The sequence below is a fragment of the Myxococcota bacterium genome (genome assembly GCA_039030075.1).
Classification (GTDB): Bacteria; Myxococcota_A; UBA9160; order UBA9160; family SMWR01; genus JAHEJV01.
In genome coordinates this window covers 1-15,236 of record JBCCEW010000027.1, presented here as the reverse complement: position 1 = coordinate 15,236, position 15,236 = coordinate 1, and the positions used below count along the sequence as shown (strand labels likewise).

Here is a 15,236-nt window from a genome sequence, read left to right as displayed (position 1 = left end):
CCGACTATCGATGAGCTTCTGCAAGCGGACAATGAGAACGTCCCGATTTGCAAGAGCGTGCTCAGCGATCATTGTCCCGGTTTCTGGTCGGCTCTCAATGACGTATGCGGTCTCTATGACACCGCGTTGCGCGTGCTTACCCAGAGCTTCAGCGACCGGCACTACGAACCCATTCAAGAGCTTGTAGAGGAGCTAGGCCTGGAATCCGACGGCGAGCTCCCGGCTCATGCGGGCACAAACCCCCGGGTGAGGGATGCGCTGCACGCTTTCAGGAGCCGCGAATCACGAGGCACTCTCCTTGCCAAGATCGCAGTATTGAACTCGGCCGCGTTCGCGGATCTGCTTCGCTTTCGACTCTCCGCCCCGTTTGCCTACACAAGACTGCAGGTGGAGTCTCTTTCGCTTTGTTACCTCATGAGTGAGAGCCCTGAGATCGCGTCGGAGTGGCAGGACATCTCAACCGAAGCCGACGGCCGCGCGTTCTTCCAGACACACCAACACGCGGTTCGGTCGGCCGCGAGAGACTTCGGGCTACACGATGCCTACGAGCGGGCGTCTTCGTTTGCAATGCATTCTCGATTCCTGGGAATCGCCTTCGGACTTGACGTAAAGCACGAGGTTGCGGGCGGGAAGTTTCACCAGGCTATTCAGATCAAGGCGCAAGAGTTCGACCCGGATGACCCCGGCCTCTTCGTCGTCATGACCTTAAGCGTCCTCCAGGCCCAGGCGCGGATTCTGGGAGCGTTACCTAGGGCGTTGCCGGAGATCGACGATCCGATCTTCGTTGAACAACGCGTGCCACGCGTTGGGGCGACCGTCGAATCGCTCCTCCGTGAGTTGGCGGCGCAGCGCAGAGCTCGCGGGTCGGGAGCGTAGGCGAGCACGGCTAGACCGAGGGGAAAAACACGTTGTGTCCGCGGAGCCGCGAGACGAGCAGCTGTGGCACATGCCGATCTGCCGCTGCAAGGAATCGCTGCAAGAACCAGTTGAGCTCGTCATCAGGTGATGCAGCTTCGATCATCATCTCGGGTTCATAGCGGACGACGCTTCCCAGGATGAAGAGGGCAACGAAGTAGTAGGCGATCCGTGGCAATTCCAGCTTCGATACGGGGTGTCGAATAAGCCACCAGATTGGAGCATTGAGCCACGTGAGGCTGGTCTCAAGGTGAGCGTTGCAGAACTCTTCAACGGTTTCCGGGCCAGCGATTGACCCTGCATCGACCAGGGCCAGGCTGCGTTCGTTCTCGTTGTACGCGCAGATCGTTGCGAGGATCGGAAACCAATCTCGCCAGCTGGCTGCAAAATCCTCAAGAGGCCGGTAGGAGTCGTTCACGCGAAGCGTTAGTTCGCCTCGTGCCGCTTTGACCGAGACCGAGTACACGTTCGTCAATCCCCGGTCCGGGGAGTTGAACTCGTGAGCTATCTCTGGAATCGCCGATAGGGCATCTCGCAACGAGATTTCGTCTCCGACCTCGAACGACACGTCGAACGCGGCAAGGAGATCTGCGTACGTACCTTTGGCGATGATCGCATGGCAATCCATCAGGCTTTCGCCCAGGCGAAACGTGAGCCCGTGGCTCTTCCCAGATTCGGTTCCCGTTTCGAGCGCGAGGCACGCGCGTGCGGCGTTCAACGCGGCGTAGTACAAGGAGAGCGGCGCAGTCAGAAGCGAGCCGTCTTGCGAAAAACTCCGAAACTCAACCCCCTGACGGATCCGTACGGCCGCATACGACGTTATTCGCGGACGGTCGGGATCTTCGCCGCCGATATTTCCGCTGAAGGCTGATAGAAAGTTGACCGCTCCGTACCGTGAGAGCTGGCCCCATGCTTCTCCGGCCGCGCTTTCAGACGGGTGGTGGTGCCCTCGCTGGAACGAACCGACATAGTGGAGGCGCATCTGGCTAACACTCCGTTGACCGGGTGTGCGGGGGCATCTCGCCGCGCTTCCGCATCCGCGCCAGCATCACACGATGTGAGTCCGAGCACGTCAGCCGAGGGCGCTTCGCCGCTGTCCACTCGCCGCAGACGACGCACCGATACTCGTCGACCACGACGGTCTTCCGCCGAGTCCGGTGCTCGGCCTCAAGCCTCTTTAGCCCCACCCGGGAAAGTTAACACTTACCCGTTGCGGCTCCATGGCAGCCTATGTTAACGCTTAAATGTTAACAATGCCTCCCACCACTGGAGTCCACCCATGTCCGACACAGTCCAGCCCGGCCCCATCGTATCGATCCCCACCAACGTCATTCCGGTTCCCGAGTGGAAGAACCGCGGCGAGGCCCTCGATTGGCTCCGCGGCGATTTCCGGGACTGGACGCTCGTGCTCGCGGACCTCGTGCACGCCGGCGTCTACGTTCCCGAGATGCTCCTGGAGGACTTCGCCATGGTCTTGCAGGCGGTGCCGGAGTTCCTCGAACACCCGCGCTGCCGACTCGACGTAGATTCGGTGCACGCCTCGGAGCAGACCCAGGAGATCGCCCGCAGCATCCGAGAGCTTCGCGACAAGACGGACGACGGCTTCGGGTACGGCGACAAGGGGGCGCAGCTCTGGCCCAGGACCTACGAGCTTCTCACCGCGGCGCTGGAGAATGCGGCGACCCAGCTCAAGGCCGAAGCCTCTCATTGGTGGTCGCGCGAGATGAGGTCGGATCGCGCCGAGACCTATCGGTCGGAGGGGCGGTGATGGGTATCGACAGATTCCACATCGATTTCGTTCCCGTCCCCTGGAACAAGCTGACGCCGAAGCGCGCCCGTCGATGGCTCCGCGAGTACCACTACGAGACCTTCGAGCTCATCCACGACGCCCTTACGCACATTCCTAGTGACGATCCCTCCCACAAGGAATGGGTCAGCATGTCGTTCAGCGCGAACGAGCTCCTTTGGACGTGCCATCGCATCATCGACACGGGCAAACCTGAGAGGTTGGTTCGCCCGAGAGCCGACTGGAAGGCGATGCAGGTCTACGCCGAACTCCTGCGTCTACCCGCTTTCCTCGATTACACGGACTCACTCCAGGGCGGAAGCATGCGTACCTTCGTCCGGCTCTCAGAGGAGGCCGCCATTCTGGCCCGGCAGGGTGGCAGGCTCGCTGAGCCGAGCACTGAAACTCTGAACTAACCCCAAGCTGGAGATCATGCTGATGCTGAACGAAGCAGAACAGATGCAGTTGCGCGAGAAGGCCGCCCAGGTTGTCCTGGGCCTTGACGAGGACCACCAACGCCGGGTGCTGGAACGACCCGCTGACCAGCTCGCCGCCATGGTGGCGCGGTGGCACCGACTGGACGCGATCCTGCCCGAGGCCACCTCGGAGCGGTCCCTGTTGGAGTCCCACGCTCAGGGGCTTCGAGCGCGGATCCGAGACGCGGAGAAGGAGGCCGCGCGGATTGAGGCCGAGTTCGTGAGCGGTGAACCGATGCGCGCGCGCAGTGGCCGCAGCAAGGGCAAGGTGCTCACTGCCAAGGGCCGCACACAGCGGCTCCGCAGGCTCCTCAGCCTCCGAGAGCGACTCCCGGTGCAGCGGGCAGAACTAGTCGCGGTCCAGGAGCGAGTGCGTCAGCTGGCCGCCAACCCAGGGTTCGAGGACCTCGCCCGCAAGACGGCGGAAAACAGCACCGAGGTGCTGAGGGCGCTGGAGTAGGGCGCAGGTGTGGAAAAGGGGGATCTAGAGCTCCTTAACGAATGCGCAACAAGACGGCCAACCCCCAGAATTTGCGACTCGAACAGAATGTCGCTAATCCCTCTGGATCGACCTGCCGATAATGTCATCGGTGAACTGCTTCACAGGGGTGTATCATGGTGCGTGATAGGCTCCCCCCCGTGACCGACGAATTCCTCCCGACCCTACCGGACAACGACGCCCTGCCGCTGGAATACAAGCTGGTAAATGGGTGCGCCTTTCGGAATGTCCAGGTCTCGGACTTCGTGAACAATACCGTTGGATTTTGCGAAGTCCGGATCGCGGGTGACCTGGTTCAGGAAGGACTCTTCGACTTGATCGTCCGTCATCTCGGTCCGATCGGAGATGATGCTGGCGATCTTGCGCTCGTCTGCCTGCAAAGCGTCGAGTCGCTCTCCGAGTAGCTTCCGCTCCAGGCGCAGGTTCTGTCCATTGATGTCGAATCCGACGCCATGGAACATGAAACCCGCGTTCGAGCAGCAATAGCGCTGGTCACCCGCTAGGAAGATCACGTTTCCGATCGAATCAACCGCACCCACGTTGTGCGTGATGATCTTCACCGGCAGTGCCCGGAGCATGTTGTACGCACCGATCCCGCAGGCGACCTGGCCGCCAGGGGTATTGAGGGCGAGGTAGATCTCGTCCGGCTGATGCTTGTTCACCAGGTCGGCGCACAGTGCGAGCAACGATTCGATCGTGTGCGGCACCACCTCGGCAGAGAACGAGACATAGTGCGTCTTGGCCGACTGAATCGCCGCTTGCTGACTCGCCTGGTTGGCGATCTGCTGCAAGACCTGCGGCGGCAAGCCTGTGATCGGGACCTGGGGCTGTTGGGGTCCTGCTACGGATACATCTCCAAATTCGGTCGCCATTGACCGTTTCCTCTTCACGGAGGAAGTTGCTGGTTTCTTGGAGGGGGTAACTCGGAAAGATACGGCCTGTCCAGGCACCTCCGCCACTGTCCAGGGCAATCTTTCTCATGCCTGCTACCAGAGGGGCACTTCCGGCTCTGATTTCAAACCGCGTTTGATCCGGTCTTCGCAAACGTCGCGACGACGCCGGTAGTCCCGGGAGTGCTTGGCCTCCCGCCGCTGGTAGTTCAGGCGTCGGACGAGTCTTTCCGTGCCCGCCAGCTGGAACACGACCCGGGGCGCCACCACGGCACTGGCTTCCCATCTCTGGACAGTGCTCTCATAGCAGCCGAGGATGGCGGCCAGACGAGCCCTGGAGAGGCCCGTGGACTCCCGCCAGGCCCGAACACACGCGCCCGTGAACTGGCGGGAGAGGTCCGGGTCCTGGACTAATTCACCGGCGAGGTTGAATCGTCGCACGGCGCACTCGCACGCGCGGGCCAGATCTCCCTGAACCGCGCGATGATGGCTTGCGCAAAGGGCAACTGCTTCCCCGGTGCCATGAAGCCCAGGCTGTCCGGGTAGTAGGCTCGTAGCCAATCCTGGGTGCGCTCGACAATCACGAGCCCGAGCGGATCGGTGTCGTAGTCACACCAATAGTCGATGTACGCGAGTTCCTGAGTCTTGGAGAAAGCGTCGTCTTCCGCCGCAAACGCCTCCTCTAGGAACAACAGAGCGGCCCGCTCGTGGTCGTTCCGGACGCAGGCTCCGATGAAGAGTTCGTTGTTGTTCAAGCTCAAGGTTCGTTCTCCCTTTCTTTGGGCATCGTGCCCTGTGAATCGTTGAGGCGGCCCGAGGTGAACCCACGAGGAGGGGGACCTCCTCTCCCTCTGTCCCCGCGAATCGCCGGCGGCCGCAGCATTCCCTCGGGTCAACGGCGAGTACCCTGCGCTTGCGTAGCTAAGGGTCAGCGCCAAGCGACTGTGGTGGCTGCGGTTTTCTGCCTCGACGGCCAACTGACGGCCAGGGGGGAGGCTGTTCGCAGCGGCATACCGGGGGGTCAATTCTCCCAGGTCGCCCCGAAATCTGCGCGCGCTTCCATGACGTTTAACCCGGTCCCGAATCGGGGCAGAAAACGCTGACGGACCCGGTCCACTCTCACCACCGACACCAACCGCCACCGACCTACACCAGTCATCCCTACGGAATGCAAGAGCCGAAGCTGGGCGCGCGAGCGCCAGCTCGGCTTGCTTCCGTGTGACACTCGTTTCACCGCTGACCTCCACCATCACCATGACCTCCTATATAGGGGCGGTGGTGGAGGTCGTTTCCCCCCACCTCCAGACATAGATTCGAGCGCTCCGGGATCCGTCTAGGACCTCGATCGGCTTCCCATCTCGGTTCATGGGTGAGGTGGTTGGCCAGAAGCAGAACTGCCGTCGAATGTCCGCGTCGATGGCCTCCTGGTTCGGGGTGCTGGTGATGCCGTTCTTCGCAAGGGCTGCTTTGAGCTTGGTAGCGGAGCCGAAGTGGAGACAGCCCTCGTACGCGTCGCTTCGTTCGCCATGGCTCTCGAAGAGCTCCTGGAGCCAGGAGATGTCGATGTCGTTGGTTTCGGCGTGGCTAGTCGGCACGACGCCAAAGCCCGGCTTCCCGTCACACATGGGGCGGGTGAAGACGAGCGGGTCATCCCAGGTGCCGAAGTGTGAGGCCACCTTCATCTCCCAGGCGCCACCTTGCCGGTTCAGCTGAATGATGGTGTTGCACGCGCCGCCCTTCGAAGACGCGCCGATCGCGGACAAGCTCACTGGCAACCCCTCGGCTGCGGACTTCCCGGAATGGTCGAGGAGGACGTTCGCGAATCTCTCGTTCTTCCCCAGGCGCGAGAGTTCGAGGTAGACCTCCTTCATCTGGAGGTTGTCGATCATGTCCTTGTCCCCCGACATGCTGTAGAAGGTGTCCAGCACCACCAAGCCGGCCCCGGATTCTCGAACTGCGTCGCGCAGCTCGGCGCGGCCTTCATCCGTTGTCAGGTCCAGGTCGAGCGCACCGCGCTCGGTCGTGGATGCAGCCACCCTTAGCCCGCGGTCGAAGTCTGGTGCGGGGAGTCCGACATCCCGCGCGATAGCTGCGAGCCGCCCTCTGAGCACCGCCGCGCTCATCCCAGGCTCAGTGGACACATAGAGCACCGGTACCTGGCGGGTGCGCTGCCCGAGAAAGGGCTCACCATGGGAAACCGCAAGTCCCAGCTGAAGAGCGAGGAACGATTTCCCACCCTTCGCAGGGGCAACGATGGAGTGCAGGGAGTCCTCGTGGATCAGGCGTTCGACGATCTCCCGTGGTGCCCGGTCCTGCTCGATCTCGGTGGCTGTGAGGATCCTGAGTCGCCCCGTCCTGTCTTCCTGGGTCTCGAGGCTGACTTCCACCAAGCTGTCGATCCGCTCCCCCGCCTTCAAGTGGTCCGCGGCGTCCTTCCCGCTGGCAGCCTCCACGACACGGATGCTGGCCACTACGTTCTTTAGTGAGTGGTACACCTTCCGGGCGTGCTTCTCGCCGGGATCGTCCTTGTCCTGGACGACGATCACGTGGGCGCCGTCGAAGAGCGGAGCCCAATCGTCCTGCCACTTCCCGGCGCCGCCGGGGTTGCAGGTGGCGGCGCAGTCGGCTGCCTCGACCGCGAGCACGTCCTTCTCGCCTTCGACAACGTAGATCGAGTCGCCGGCCGCCACGGCCCGGAGGAGCTCGGGTAGGTGGAAGGGCACCTTCCGGATGCTCTGGACGCTCCAGGTGCCGTCCGGGGCGCGCTGGCGGAACTCCTTCCCGCCATCAGGGGCCTCGAAGCGCACGACTTCGAAGAGCGGCTGCCCGTCCTCATCCTGGTACTGGTACGAGGCGACCTCAGGGCCGAGGTCGCGCAAGACGGACCCATGGGACCGATTTGCCGAACTCGGGGAGAACGCGCGCTTACGTGCCACGCCGTTTGGCTTCGAGGCGCACTTGGCAATGCCGTGCGTCTCGCCGCAGCGGCACTTGCCCTCCAGACGGTGCGGGTAGCATCCAGACTCCCCCTGCGGCGTCAGGCTGCCGGCGAGTTCCTCTCGCGCGCAGTAGGCGTACAGGGAATCGGAAGAGAGGTACCCGTGGCAGCGCTCTCCGTGACCGCGTGGGAGCTTGTCGTGCCCGCTGCAGATGGGGCAGGGGTGCTCTCGGGTCCATCGCGATAAACTCATCGCTTCGCTCCAGCGCCTCGGCCCTCTCGTCGCTGAATACGGGGGGCGGGGCGCTTCTGCGTTGAGGGGTTGGGGTCAGACCCGGTTCCGAGCCAGGTACGCCTTCGAACTCTTGACCGAAGACACCAGTCGGTTTCCGTTGCGCGCGACCACAAGTTCGCCCTCCCGGACGAGCTCGTACCAACGCGATCTGCTGGTCCCGATGAACTCCCAGCGGTTGCTGCCGCCGAGAGCACCGTCCTCCCACTCGTCGTCGCCCTGGTGCGCCGCATTGATTTGAGGGCTTGAAGGATCTCGATCCGGCATAGGGCCTCCTGAGTTCCAGGCGGACACGCTCGGCCACCTGTGTGTATTCCCGCGTTCCGCAGTGAGGAATGTGCCGTCGGGACTCGAAATTCGCAACCACGGTAAAAAATATGTTATCGTGTTCATCGCGTAACAACCGATGGAGGGGAGCCGGTGGAGCTTGCGGACCGCGTGGTCCTGAATTGGCGCCGCGACCCAGGTGGCTACGGCATTCACGAAGCCCCAGCTGGGGCATGGCTCGTCTGGTGGACCGGCGACGAAGAGGATCTCTTCCTGCCCGCAGAGGGGGGTCCACCTCTGCACCGTCGATTCTCAAGTCTGTTCGCCTATCAAGGCGAAGAGGCTCTCGGCGCGGTTCAGGCGTTCGCGGACGAGTTCGGGATGCTCGGAATCTGGGAGCGAGTCCCGGTCACAGTCCACGACGCCGAGGGCGAGCAACCCTGGGCGGAGCGAGTTGACAGTTGGATCTCTGAATCTCTGGACCTGCGCCTCGCAATGAGCTCATGGGAGGCCGCGGAGAGCGGGACACTCAAGGAGATGAACGAAAGGCTGTCGTGGTGGCACAAGACAGCATCGGCTTCGTTGGGCTCGCGCGTCGGATTGACCGAGAGCGGTGGGGAAGTCTGGGCGAACCTACTCCCTCGTTCGTCTGCTGAGCGGTTTGACAGCAAGGAGCTAGCGAGTCGTCGGTTGCGGCAACTGGTCGTAGCACGCGTAACCGACCAGTTCGGAGGTCGGCGTCGCTCGCTACATCCCGAAACAGAATCGTTTGATCCGGCCGTGCTCCGTCGGCCCGTTCTCTATGGCGATCGCGTTGAGATGAGAGATCAGGCTCGGTCTCTACTGGGGCTGATTTGGTTGGAGTTCGCCTACTCGCTCGACATTGAGCGTGTCGAGAAGCGATGCCTCGTATGCAACGACGTTTTCATCGTGGACAACCGTCGCAAGACGCGCCGGAGCAGGGAGTACTGCTCCGAAAAGTGCCGGATGGCGGCGTATCGCGAGAGGAAGCGAGAGGCTGTGAAGCTGGCGCAGAGGGGTATGACGCCGGCGAAGATCGCCAAGAAGCTCGACTCGGATACGAAGACCGTTCAAGGGTGGCTCAAGGGAAAGAACAGGAGGACAAAGTAGTGGCAAAACGACGAGATCAAGGAGACGGCAGCGTCACCAAGAGGGAAGGGCGCCGTCGGCCCTACCAGGCCCAGATCGATCTTGGCCGGGATGGCAGCGGCAAGCGGCGTCGTCGGACGCTCGGCTACTTCAAGACGAAGACAGAGGCGAACCGAGCGCTTCGCAAGGCACTGGAGACCCTCGATAGCGGTGGACGCATCGCTGACCCCGGACTCATGACTGTCTCGGACCTCGTGCAGCTGTACCTGTCCTCAAAGGAGGAGGCTGTTGAGCCCACGACACTGGGCACGTACAGAAGCACGCTGAACAAGCACCTTGTTCCCAGGTTGGGAGGAATGCAGATCAAGCGCGTGACGGACGCCCATATCGAGTCGTTGAAGAACGACATGCGGGATGCTGGCGTTGGTCTGCGAACGCGCCGGATGGTGTTGGACCTGGCTGCTCGGGTGTTCGAGCTCGCAGTGCGCAGGGGCAAGCTCGCGGCGAACCCAACTGCTCATGTTGACCGCCCGAAGCTCCCCAGGCCGGAGATCGCCCACCTGACTCCGCAGGAGGCTCAACACCTGCTCGCGGTCGCCAGGGACACCCAGCCGCCGTGGGTCGAGGCTGCGTTGGCGTTGGGGCTGTGTAGTCTTCGGCGCGGCGAGGTGTTCGGCCTGCGCTGGGGCGATATCGACCTGGGCGCTGGCCGTGTCCGTTTGGCCCAGGCGCTCAAGGAGACCGCTCAGGGGCGCCAGTACATCGCCGACCTGAAGACCAAGATGTCACGCAGGACGGTACCGCTGCCGTCCTGGGCCAGACAGGCCGTGAATCGGCACCGCGAGAGCTTGCCCGCGTCTCCGCATCCGACGGTGCTTGTCTTCACGTCTGGTGCCGGCACGCCGATTCGCTTCTCGAACTGGGGCCGACGCAACCTGCGGCCGGTGGTGGCGGCTGCCGGGTTGCAGGGGAAGAAGGTGTCGCTCCAGCCCCTTCGCCACACCGCGGCAACGCTCGTACTCGGGGGTGGGACCGATCTCAAGACCACGCAGGCGATGCTGGGTCACTCGCGTGCGAGCACCACCCTCGACATCTACGCGAAGCACATACCCGAGAACCTGGAGACCGCGATGGCGGGGCTCGATGCCATGATCGCGGGCGCGGATGACTCGGGCGCGTAGGCCGTCACTAGGCCGTCAGTTCCGCGTTTCCCAGTGGCAGGAAGTCGCTCGACCCGTGTCGCAAGCGGCGACGCTGCACGAAAAAGCAAAGGCCCCGCGCCGGTTTTCGACTACGAGGCCTTCGGAATCTCTGGAGCGCGAGACCGGGTTCGAACCGGCGACCCTCAGCTTGGGAAGCTGATGCTCTACCAACTGAGCTACTCGCGCAGTAGCCGCAGCCTAGCCCACGCGCGCGGGCGGTTCATGCGCGCGGCGTGAACGGTGGCGACCCGGCGGCTCCGCGCCTCAGAACGGCGGGTAGCGCTTCGGCAGGGTCTCGCCGACGTCGGCGGCCGACGCTTGGTCGGGCTTGCTCGCCGCGTGGCGCAGCACCGCTGCGTAGCCGTGGGTGATGCAACCGGGGTCGATGACACCCAGCTCCATCAGGCGTTCGTGCATCGCGCGCAGGTTGTAGTGAGGCACCATGATCAGCAGGTGGTGCTCCATGTGGTAGTTGACGCAGTTCGGCGCGATCAACAGCCGCTCCCACCAGGCCGGGATCGTCGTGCGCGTGTGGCCGCTCGGCTCTTCGGCGTCGGGGGTGAGGGCATGCTCGGCGATCGCGCGGATGCGCGTCACCAGCGTGTTCGTGGTGAGCCAGGCGACGACCCACAAGAGGTAGAGCGCCGGGTGGCCCACGGCCGTGAGCAGACCCAGCAGCACCAGGTTCGTGACGAGCACACCCTGGGCCGCGCGCCGCGCGGTCTCGTCCTCGTTCCAGCGGCCGAAGGTCCGCTTGAAGCCGCCCTTCGCGAACTTCCAACCGGTCTGGCCCGAGAGATCGCGCCAGATCTTCCGCGTCAGGCTCGTGCGCGTGATCGGGAAGGGCTTCACCAGGCCGAGGTCCGGGTCCTTGCGCTTCCCGGTGTGGGCATGGTGCTGCAGGTGGTAGGGACGGTAGGGCGTGATGTCGCTCCAGACGGGGTAGGCGCACAGCCAGTTGCCCACCCAGTCGTTGACCTTGCGGTTGGAGAACAGGGTGCGGTGGGACGACTCGTGCATCATCACGGCGAAGCCGAGCTGGCGCGCCCCGATCACGAAGAGGGCGAACACGATCGTCAGCGGGTTCGGCCACACGGCGACCAGCGCCATCGACGCGAACACGAGTGCCCAGTTCAGCACGATCGAGAACGCGCTCTTCCAGTCGTTCATGGCGAGCCAGCCGTCGATCTCTTCCCGGGTGACGCGTTCGCGCCAGCTCAGTGCATCGGGTTCTACGCTCGCGGATGCAGTCGATTCGTTCACGGGTTCCCTCCGAGGTGCTCAGCGGTCTCGGGCCAGGCACCGGCTGCGGCCCAGCGGGTATCCGCCGGTGCCGTGCGATGGGGGACGCCGAAGCGTCCGAGGAAGTCGGCCCAGGCGCTGCGGCCCAGGCGGTCGTATTCGCGCATGGTCTCGAGGAGCGTCTGGCGCTCGTCTTCGTCGACGAGCGGTGCGGGTAGCCAGGGGTCGAGCACCAGCTGTTGCACGACGCTGCCGCCCAACAAGAACGACTCGCGCATCGCAACGCCTGTGTCGAGCTCGGGGAGCTTCGCGGCGCTGGTGCGCAGCGCCTGGGTGGCGCGTCGATAGTCGGCGACCAGGGCGGCGCCGTCCCACAACGCGCGGGCCCGGGCATCGGTCGCTGTGTCGAAATCGCGCACCTCGAACACCCAGGCGTCGTCGGGTAGCCCGATGGCGTGGAGACGCTCGCGCAGCGTGTCGAGGGGCTCACGCCAGTTGGCGGGACGCACCCAGAGCCCAGCGCGCAGGGACGCGAAGCCGTGGAGTCGCAGGGCCTGGGCCGCGCGTCGCCCAGCGGCCCCGCGCAGCGCGCGCTCCGGGCGCTGGACCGCCCACCAGGGGCCGCGCCATGGCCGCAGGCGGCGGTCGAGGGTGCGCCAGCCGCCCACCACGCCTTGCACGGGGGCTGCGGCGGCACCGAGGCGGTAGGACCCGCGCTCGTCGCGCTCGACACGGCCGTCGGCCGCGAGGCGGGTGAGGGCGACGCGGAGGCTGCCCTCGGCGAGCCCGAAGAGGCCTCCCGCCTTCACGAGCGCAGCCACGGGCATGCTCCCCTCCCGAAGGGTGGAGAGCAGGTCGAGGATCAGGCTGCGCGCGGTGGGGGCTGCCACGCACGCAATGTTACAGAAAAAGCGATGGGATCGCTAACTCTGTAATGATCGCTCTTCTTCGGCGAGGAGGGATTCCAGCTCGGTCGAGATGGCCATCGCGCTCGCGCCGTTCAGACCCGCCTCGCTGACGAGCCGGCGCTTGAGCAGGGCGATGCGCTGTTCACGGTTCCAGCCCATCCGTCGCCGGAAGGGGCTCGGTTCGGTTCGCACGGGGAGGAGGATCCAATTCATGTGTAGGAGTGGCCACGCCGGGCGCAGACGTGACGCCCACGGCCTGGCGGCGATCCCAGAACCGGTGCAGATGGCTCGCCTTACGGCGAGTTCTGCGCGCTCCTGATTACCACTCTCCCTCGTTGGGCATCGAGGCCCAGGGCTCCTGCGGGGACAGCGGCGGCCCGTTCTGGAGGAGCTCGATGGAGATGCCGTCGGGCGAGCGCACGAAGGCCATGTGGCCATCGCGCGGGGGGCGGTTCACGGTCACGCCGCCGTCCATCAACCGCTGGCAGACCTCGTAGATGTCGTCGACCCGGTAGGCGAGGTGGCCGAAGTTGCGGCCGCCGGCGAGGGGCGACGGATCCGGATCCCAGTTGTGGGTCAGCTCGACCTGGGCCTCGTTGTCGCCGGGCGCCGCGAGGAAGACGAGGGTGAAACGGCCGGCTTCGACATCGACCCGGCGGATTTCCTCGAGGCCGAGCTTCTCGCAGTAGAACTCGAGGGAATCTTCGAGGTCGGTCACCCGGACCATCGTGTGCAGGTACTTCACGGCTCTCTCCGTCGTGGCATGCGGCGCGAGACGGGAGCATACGGGAAGTGGCCGGGTGCGGCGCCCGACGACGCCGCACCCGGTGTTCACACGCTTACGAGGTGTAGGCCGTCTCGCTGTGCTCGACGACGTCCACGCCCTGCGACTCCTGCTCGTCGCCGACGCGCAGACCGCCGAAGACCGCCTTCAACACGTAGAGGATGATGGCGCTGGCGACGGGCGCGTAGACCGCGACCAGGACGATGCTCTGGACCTGGGCCCAGAGCTGGCCGCCCCAGGTCTGGCCCTCGGGCAGGGCGAAGTCGGCGATGAAGAGCGCGGTGGCGAGTGCGCCCCATAGGCCGCCGATGCCGTGCACGCCGAACACGTCGAGCGAGTCGTCGTAGCCGAGCATCGGCTTCAGGATCGTGACGGCCACGTAGCAGATCACCGCGCCGCCGAGACCGACCCAGATGGCACCGACCGGCGTCACGAAGGCGCAGGCCGGGGTGATGGCCACGAGGCCCGAGACCGCCGCGGTGGCCGCGCCGAGTACCGTCGCGTTGCCGCGGTGGATCCACTCGATGGCGACCCACGCGAGCACAGCGGTGGCCGCGGCCGTGTTCGTGGTCAGGAACGCGAGGCCGGCGGTGCCGTCGGCGGCAAGCTCGCTGCCCGCGTTGAATCCGAACCAACCCACCCACAGCAGCGCCGCGCCGATCACGGTGAGCGGCAGGCTGTGGGGCGGCATCATGTCCTTCATGTAGCCGCGGCGCGGCCCGATGATGATCGCGCCCGCCAGCGCCGAGAAACCGCTCGACATGTGGACGACCAGGCCGCCGGCGAAGTCGAGGGCGCCGATCGTCTCGCCGATGTAGCCGCCGCCCCAGACCATGTGAGCCAGCGGGATGTACACGACGAACAGCCAGATCGTGATGAAGGCCAGGTAGGGGGCGAAGCGCATGCGCTCGGCGAACGCGCCGAGCATCAGCGCCGGCGTGATGATCGCGAACATGCCCTGGAACATCACGAACACGTAGGTGGGGATGGAGCCCGACACCGAGTCCGGCGTGATCCCCGCCAGGCCCAGCATGCTGAGATCACCGATGAACGCGTTGCCCTCGCCGAAGGCGAGGCTGTAGCCGGCCACCACCCACAGCACCCCCGCCATGCCGGCGGAGATCAGACACTGCATCAGCACCGAGAGGATGTTCTTGGCCCGGACCAGGCCGCCGTAGAACAGCGCCAGGCCGGGGAGGGTCATCATCAGGACCAGCGCCGTACTGGTCAGCATCCAGGCGGTGTCGCCGGCCGAGATCTCGTCGGCCGAAGCGGATTGGGCCAGGCCGAGCAGGGTGATGCCGGCGAGCAGGCCTCGGGTCGTGGGCTTGGGGTCGAGCACGCGGTGTTCTCCATGGAGTGCGGGACACCGCCGGGCGGAGATCCAGGCGATCTCCGGGGCGCGCCCGCGACGGCGAGAGAGGAAGCAAGCGATGTGCCACGAGCGGCCCGCCTCGGAGCGTCGCAGCGCGCGTGAGGCGCTCCCAAGCCACCGGGCCGCCTGAACCTTGAGCAGGCACTGCACAAGCCGTAGGCAGCCGGGTCCGTCCGTCGGGCGAGGGAAAACCCCACCGCCAGGGACCGGGTCGCCCGCCCGTCGCACGAAAAAATCCGCCGCGACGCGTTGACCCCGGCCCGCCCGTGCCTAGAACACCCGGCGTTTTGCGACGCCGCCCGGCCGCCCTCGCCTGGGGACCGGGGGGTGTGCGCAGTGGGGCCTGGCCCCGAAGCATCCGACAACACCCCGGCGGTGAGCCCGGCCTGGGCCCCCCAATCCAACATGGACAAGGAGCAATCCCATGAAGATCCGTCCGTTGCAGGACCGGATTCTCGTCAAGCGGATCGACGAGGAAGAGACGACGAAGGGCGGGATCATCATTCCCGACACGGCGAAGGAGAAGCCCTCGGAGGGCAAGGTGGTGGCCGT

16 protein-coding genes and 1 tRNA gene are annotated in these 15,236 nt (G+C 64.9%); 7 read left to right on the top strand and 10 right to left on the bottom strand.

Annotated elements, in window-relative coordinates; all coding sequences use genetic code 11:
* The first annotated feature begins 126 nt into the window (after positions 1 to 126).
* On the top strand, positions 127 to 876 hold the full coding sequence (locus AAF430_22065; protein ID MEM7412933.1) for a hypothetical protein: 750 nt from the start codon (positions 127 to 129) through the stop codon (positions 874 to 876).
* Positions 877 to 886: 10 nt separating this feature from the next.
* Here the strand turns inward: AAF430_22065 and AAF430_22060 are convergent, their stop codons facing one another.
* Entirely contained in the window at positions 887 to 1,897 is a 1,011-nt protein-coding gene (locus AAF430_22060) for a YaaC family protein (protein ID MEM7412932.1), read from the bottom strand.
* A gap of 297 nt (positions 1,898 to 2,194) precedes the next feature.
* Between AAF430_22060 and AAF430_22055 the strand changes: the two genes are divergently transcribed.
* From AAF430_22055 to AAF430_22045, 3 genes are read left to right on the top strand one after another with little or no spacing between them, the layout of a single operon-like run.
* On the top strand, positions 2,195 to 2,683 hold the full coding sequence (locus AAF430_22055; protein MEM7412931.1) for a hypothetical protein: 489 nt from the start codon (positions 2,195 to 2,197) through the stop codon (positions 2,681 to 2,683).
* Positions 2,680 to 3,117 (top strand): hypothetical protein, encoded by a 438-nt coding sequence (locus tag AAF430_22050; protein MEM7412930.1) that lies wholly within the window; start codon positions 2,680 to 2,682, stop codon positions 3,115 to 3,117. Before AAF430_22055 ends, AAF430_22050 begins: the two co-directional genes overlap by 4 nt.
* Before the next feature lie 16 nt (positions 3,118 to 3,133).
* Complete coding sequence (locus tag AAF430_22045; GenBank protein ID MEM7412929.1) at positions 3,134 to 3,637, top strand: hypothetical protein; 504 nt, start codon at positions 3,134 to 3,136, stop codon at positions 3,635 to 3,637.
* Between the two features lie 203 nt (positions 3,638 to 3,840).
* Here the strand turns inward: AAF430_22045 and AAF430_22040 are convergent, their stop codons facing one another.
* From AAF430_22040 to AAF430_22030, 3 genes are all read right to left on the bottom strand, one after another.
* The gene (locus AAF430_22040; protein ID MEM7412928.1) at positions 3,841 to 4,548 is read right to left on the bottom strand and encodes an ATP-dependent Clp protease proteolytic subunit; all 708 of its coding nucleotides are present in this window, start codon (positions 4,546 to 4,548) and stop codon (positions 3,841 to 3,843) included.
* A gap of 428 nt (positions 4,549 to 4,976) precedes the next feature.
* Complete coding sequence (locus AAF430_22035) at positions 4,977 to 5,321, bottom strand: hypothetical protein (GenBank protein ID MEM7412927.1); 345 nt, start codon at positions 5,319 to 5,321, stop codon at positions 4,977 to 4,979.
* Between the two features lie 507 nt (positions 5,322 to 5,828).
* On the bottom strand, positions 5,829 to 7,445 hold the full coding sequence (locus tag AAF430_22030) for an AAA family ATPase (protein MEM7412926.1): 1,617 nt from the start codon (positions 7,443 to 7,445) through the stop codon (positions 5,829 to 5,831).
* A 771-nt stretch (positions 7,446 to 8,216) separates the two neighbouring features.
* On the opposite strand from AAF430_22030, the gene AAF430_22025 reads away from it, so the two are divergent.
* Positions 8,217 to 9,194, top strand: a complete 978-nt coding sequence (locus AAF430_22025; protein MEM7412925.1) for a hypothetical protein — start codon at positions 8,217 to 8,219, stop codon at positions 9,192 to 9,194.
* Positions 9,194 to 10,354 (top strand): tyrosine-type recombinase/integrase, encoded by a 1,161-nt coding sequence (locus AAF430_22020; protein ID MEM7412924.1) that lies wholly within the window; start codon positions 9,194 to 9,196, stop codon positions 10,352 to 10,354. The genes AAF430_22025 and AAF430_22020 overlap by 1 nt, the downstream gene beginning before the upstream one ends.
* Positions 10,355 to 10,485: 131 nt before the next feature.
* Here the strand turns inward: AAF430_22020 and AAF430_22015 are convergent.
* From AAF430_22015 to AAF430_21990, 6 genes are all read right to left on the bottom strand, one after another.
* Positions 10,486 to 10,561, bottom strand: a tRNA-Gly gene (locus tag AAF430_22015).
* Positions 10,562 to 10,639: 78 nt separating this feature from the next.
* Complete coding sequence (locus tag AAF430_22010; GenBank protein ID MEM7412923.1) at positions 10,640 to 11,638, bottom strand: fatty acid desaturase family protein; 999 nt, start codon at positions 11,636 to 11,638, stop codon at positions 10,640 to 10,642.
* Complete coding sequence (locus tag AAF430_22005) at positions 11,635 to 12,507, bottom strand: PaaX family transcriptional regulator (GenBank protein ID MEM7412922.1); 873 nt, start codon at positions 12,505 to 12,507, stop codon at positions 11,635 to 11,637. The genes AAF430_22010 and AAF430_22005 overlap by 4 nt, the downstream gene beginning before the upstream one ends.
* A gap of 33 nt (positions 12,508 to 12,540) precedes the next feature.
* Positions 12,541 to 12,738, bottom strand: a complete 198-nt coding sequence (locus AAF430_22000; protein ID MEM7412921.1) for a hypothetical protein — start codon at positions 12,736 to 12,738, stop codon at positions 12,541 to 12,543.
* Positions 12,739 to 12,844: 106 nt separating this feature from the next.
* The gene (locus AAF430_21995; GenBank protein MEM7412920.1) at positions 12,845 to 13,270 is read right to left on the bottom strand and encodes a VOC family protein; all 426 of its coding nucleotides are present in this window, start codon (positions 13,268 to 13,270) and stop codon (positions 12,845 to 12,847) included.
* Between the two features lie 94 nt (positions 13,271 to 13,364).
* On the bottom strand, positions 13,365 to 14,651 hold the full coding sequence (locus AAF430_21990) for an ammonium transporter (GenBank protein MEM7412919.1): 1,287 nt from the start codon (positions 14,649 to 14,651) through the stop codon (positions 13,365 to 13,367).
* A gap of 457 nt (positions 14,652 to 15,108) precedes the next feature.
* Here AAF430_21990 and AAF430_21985 point away from each other — a divergent pair.
* The coding region (locus AAF430_21985) for a co-chaperone GroES (GenBank protein MEM7412918.1) at positions 15,109 to 15,236 on the top strand (128 nt) is incomplete at its 3' end.

Bases quoted from the DNA above. Each gene is read 5' to 3' on its own strand.
- AAF430_22060 (MEM7412932.1), bottom strand. From the start codon at position 1,897: ATGCGCCTCCACTATGTCGGTTCGTTCCAGCGAGGGCACCACCACCCG.
- AAF430_22055 (MEM7412931.1), top strand. From the start codon at position 2,195: ATGTCCGACACAGTCCAGCCCGGCCCCATCGTATCGATCCCCACCAAC.
- AAF430_22045 (MEM7412929.1), top strand. From the start codon at position 3,134: ATGCTGATGCTGAACGAAGCAGAACAGATGCAGTTGCGCGAGAAGGCC.
- AAF430_22040 (MEM7412928.1), bottom strand. From the start codon at position 4,548: ATGGCGACCGAATTTGGAGATGTATCCGTAGCAGGACCCCAACAGCCC.
- AAF430_22000 (MEM7412921.1), bottom strand. From the start codon at position 12,738: ATGAATTGGATCCTCCTCCCCGTGCGAACCGAACCGAGCCCCTTCCGG.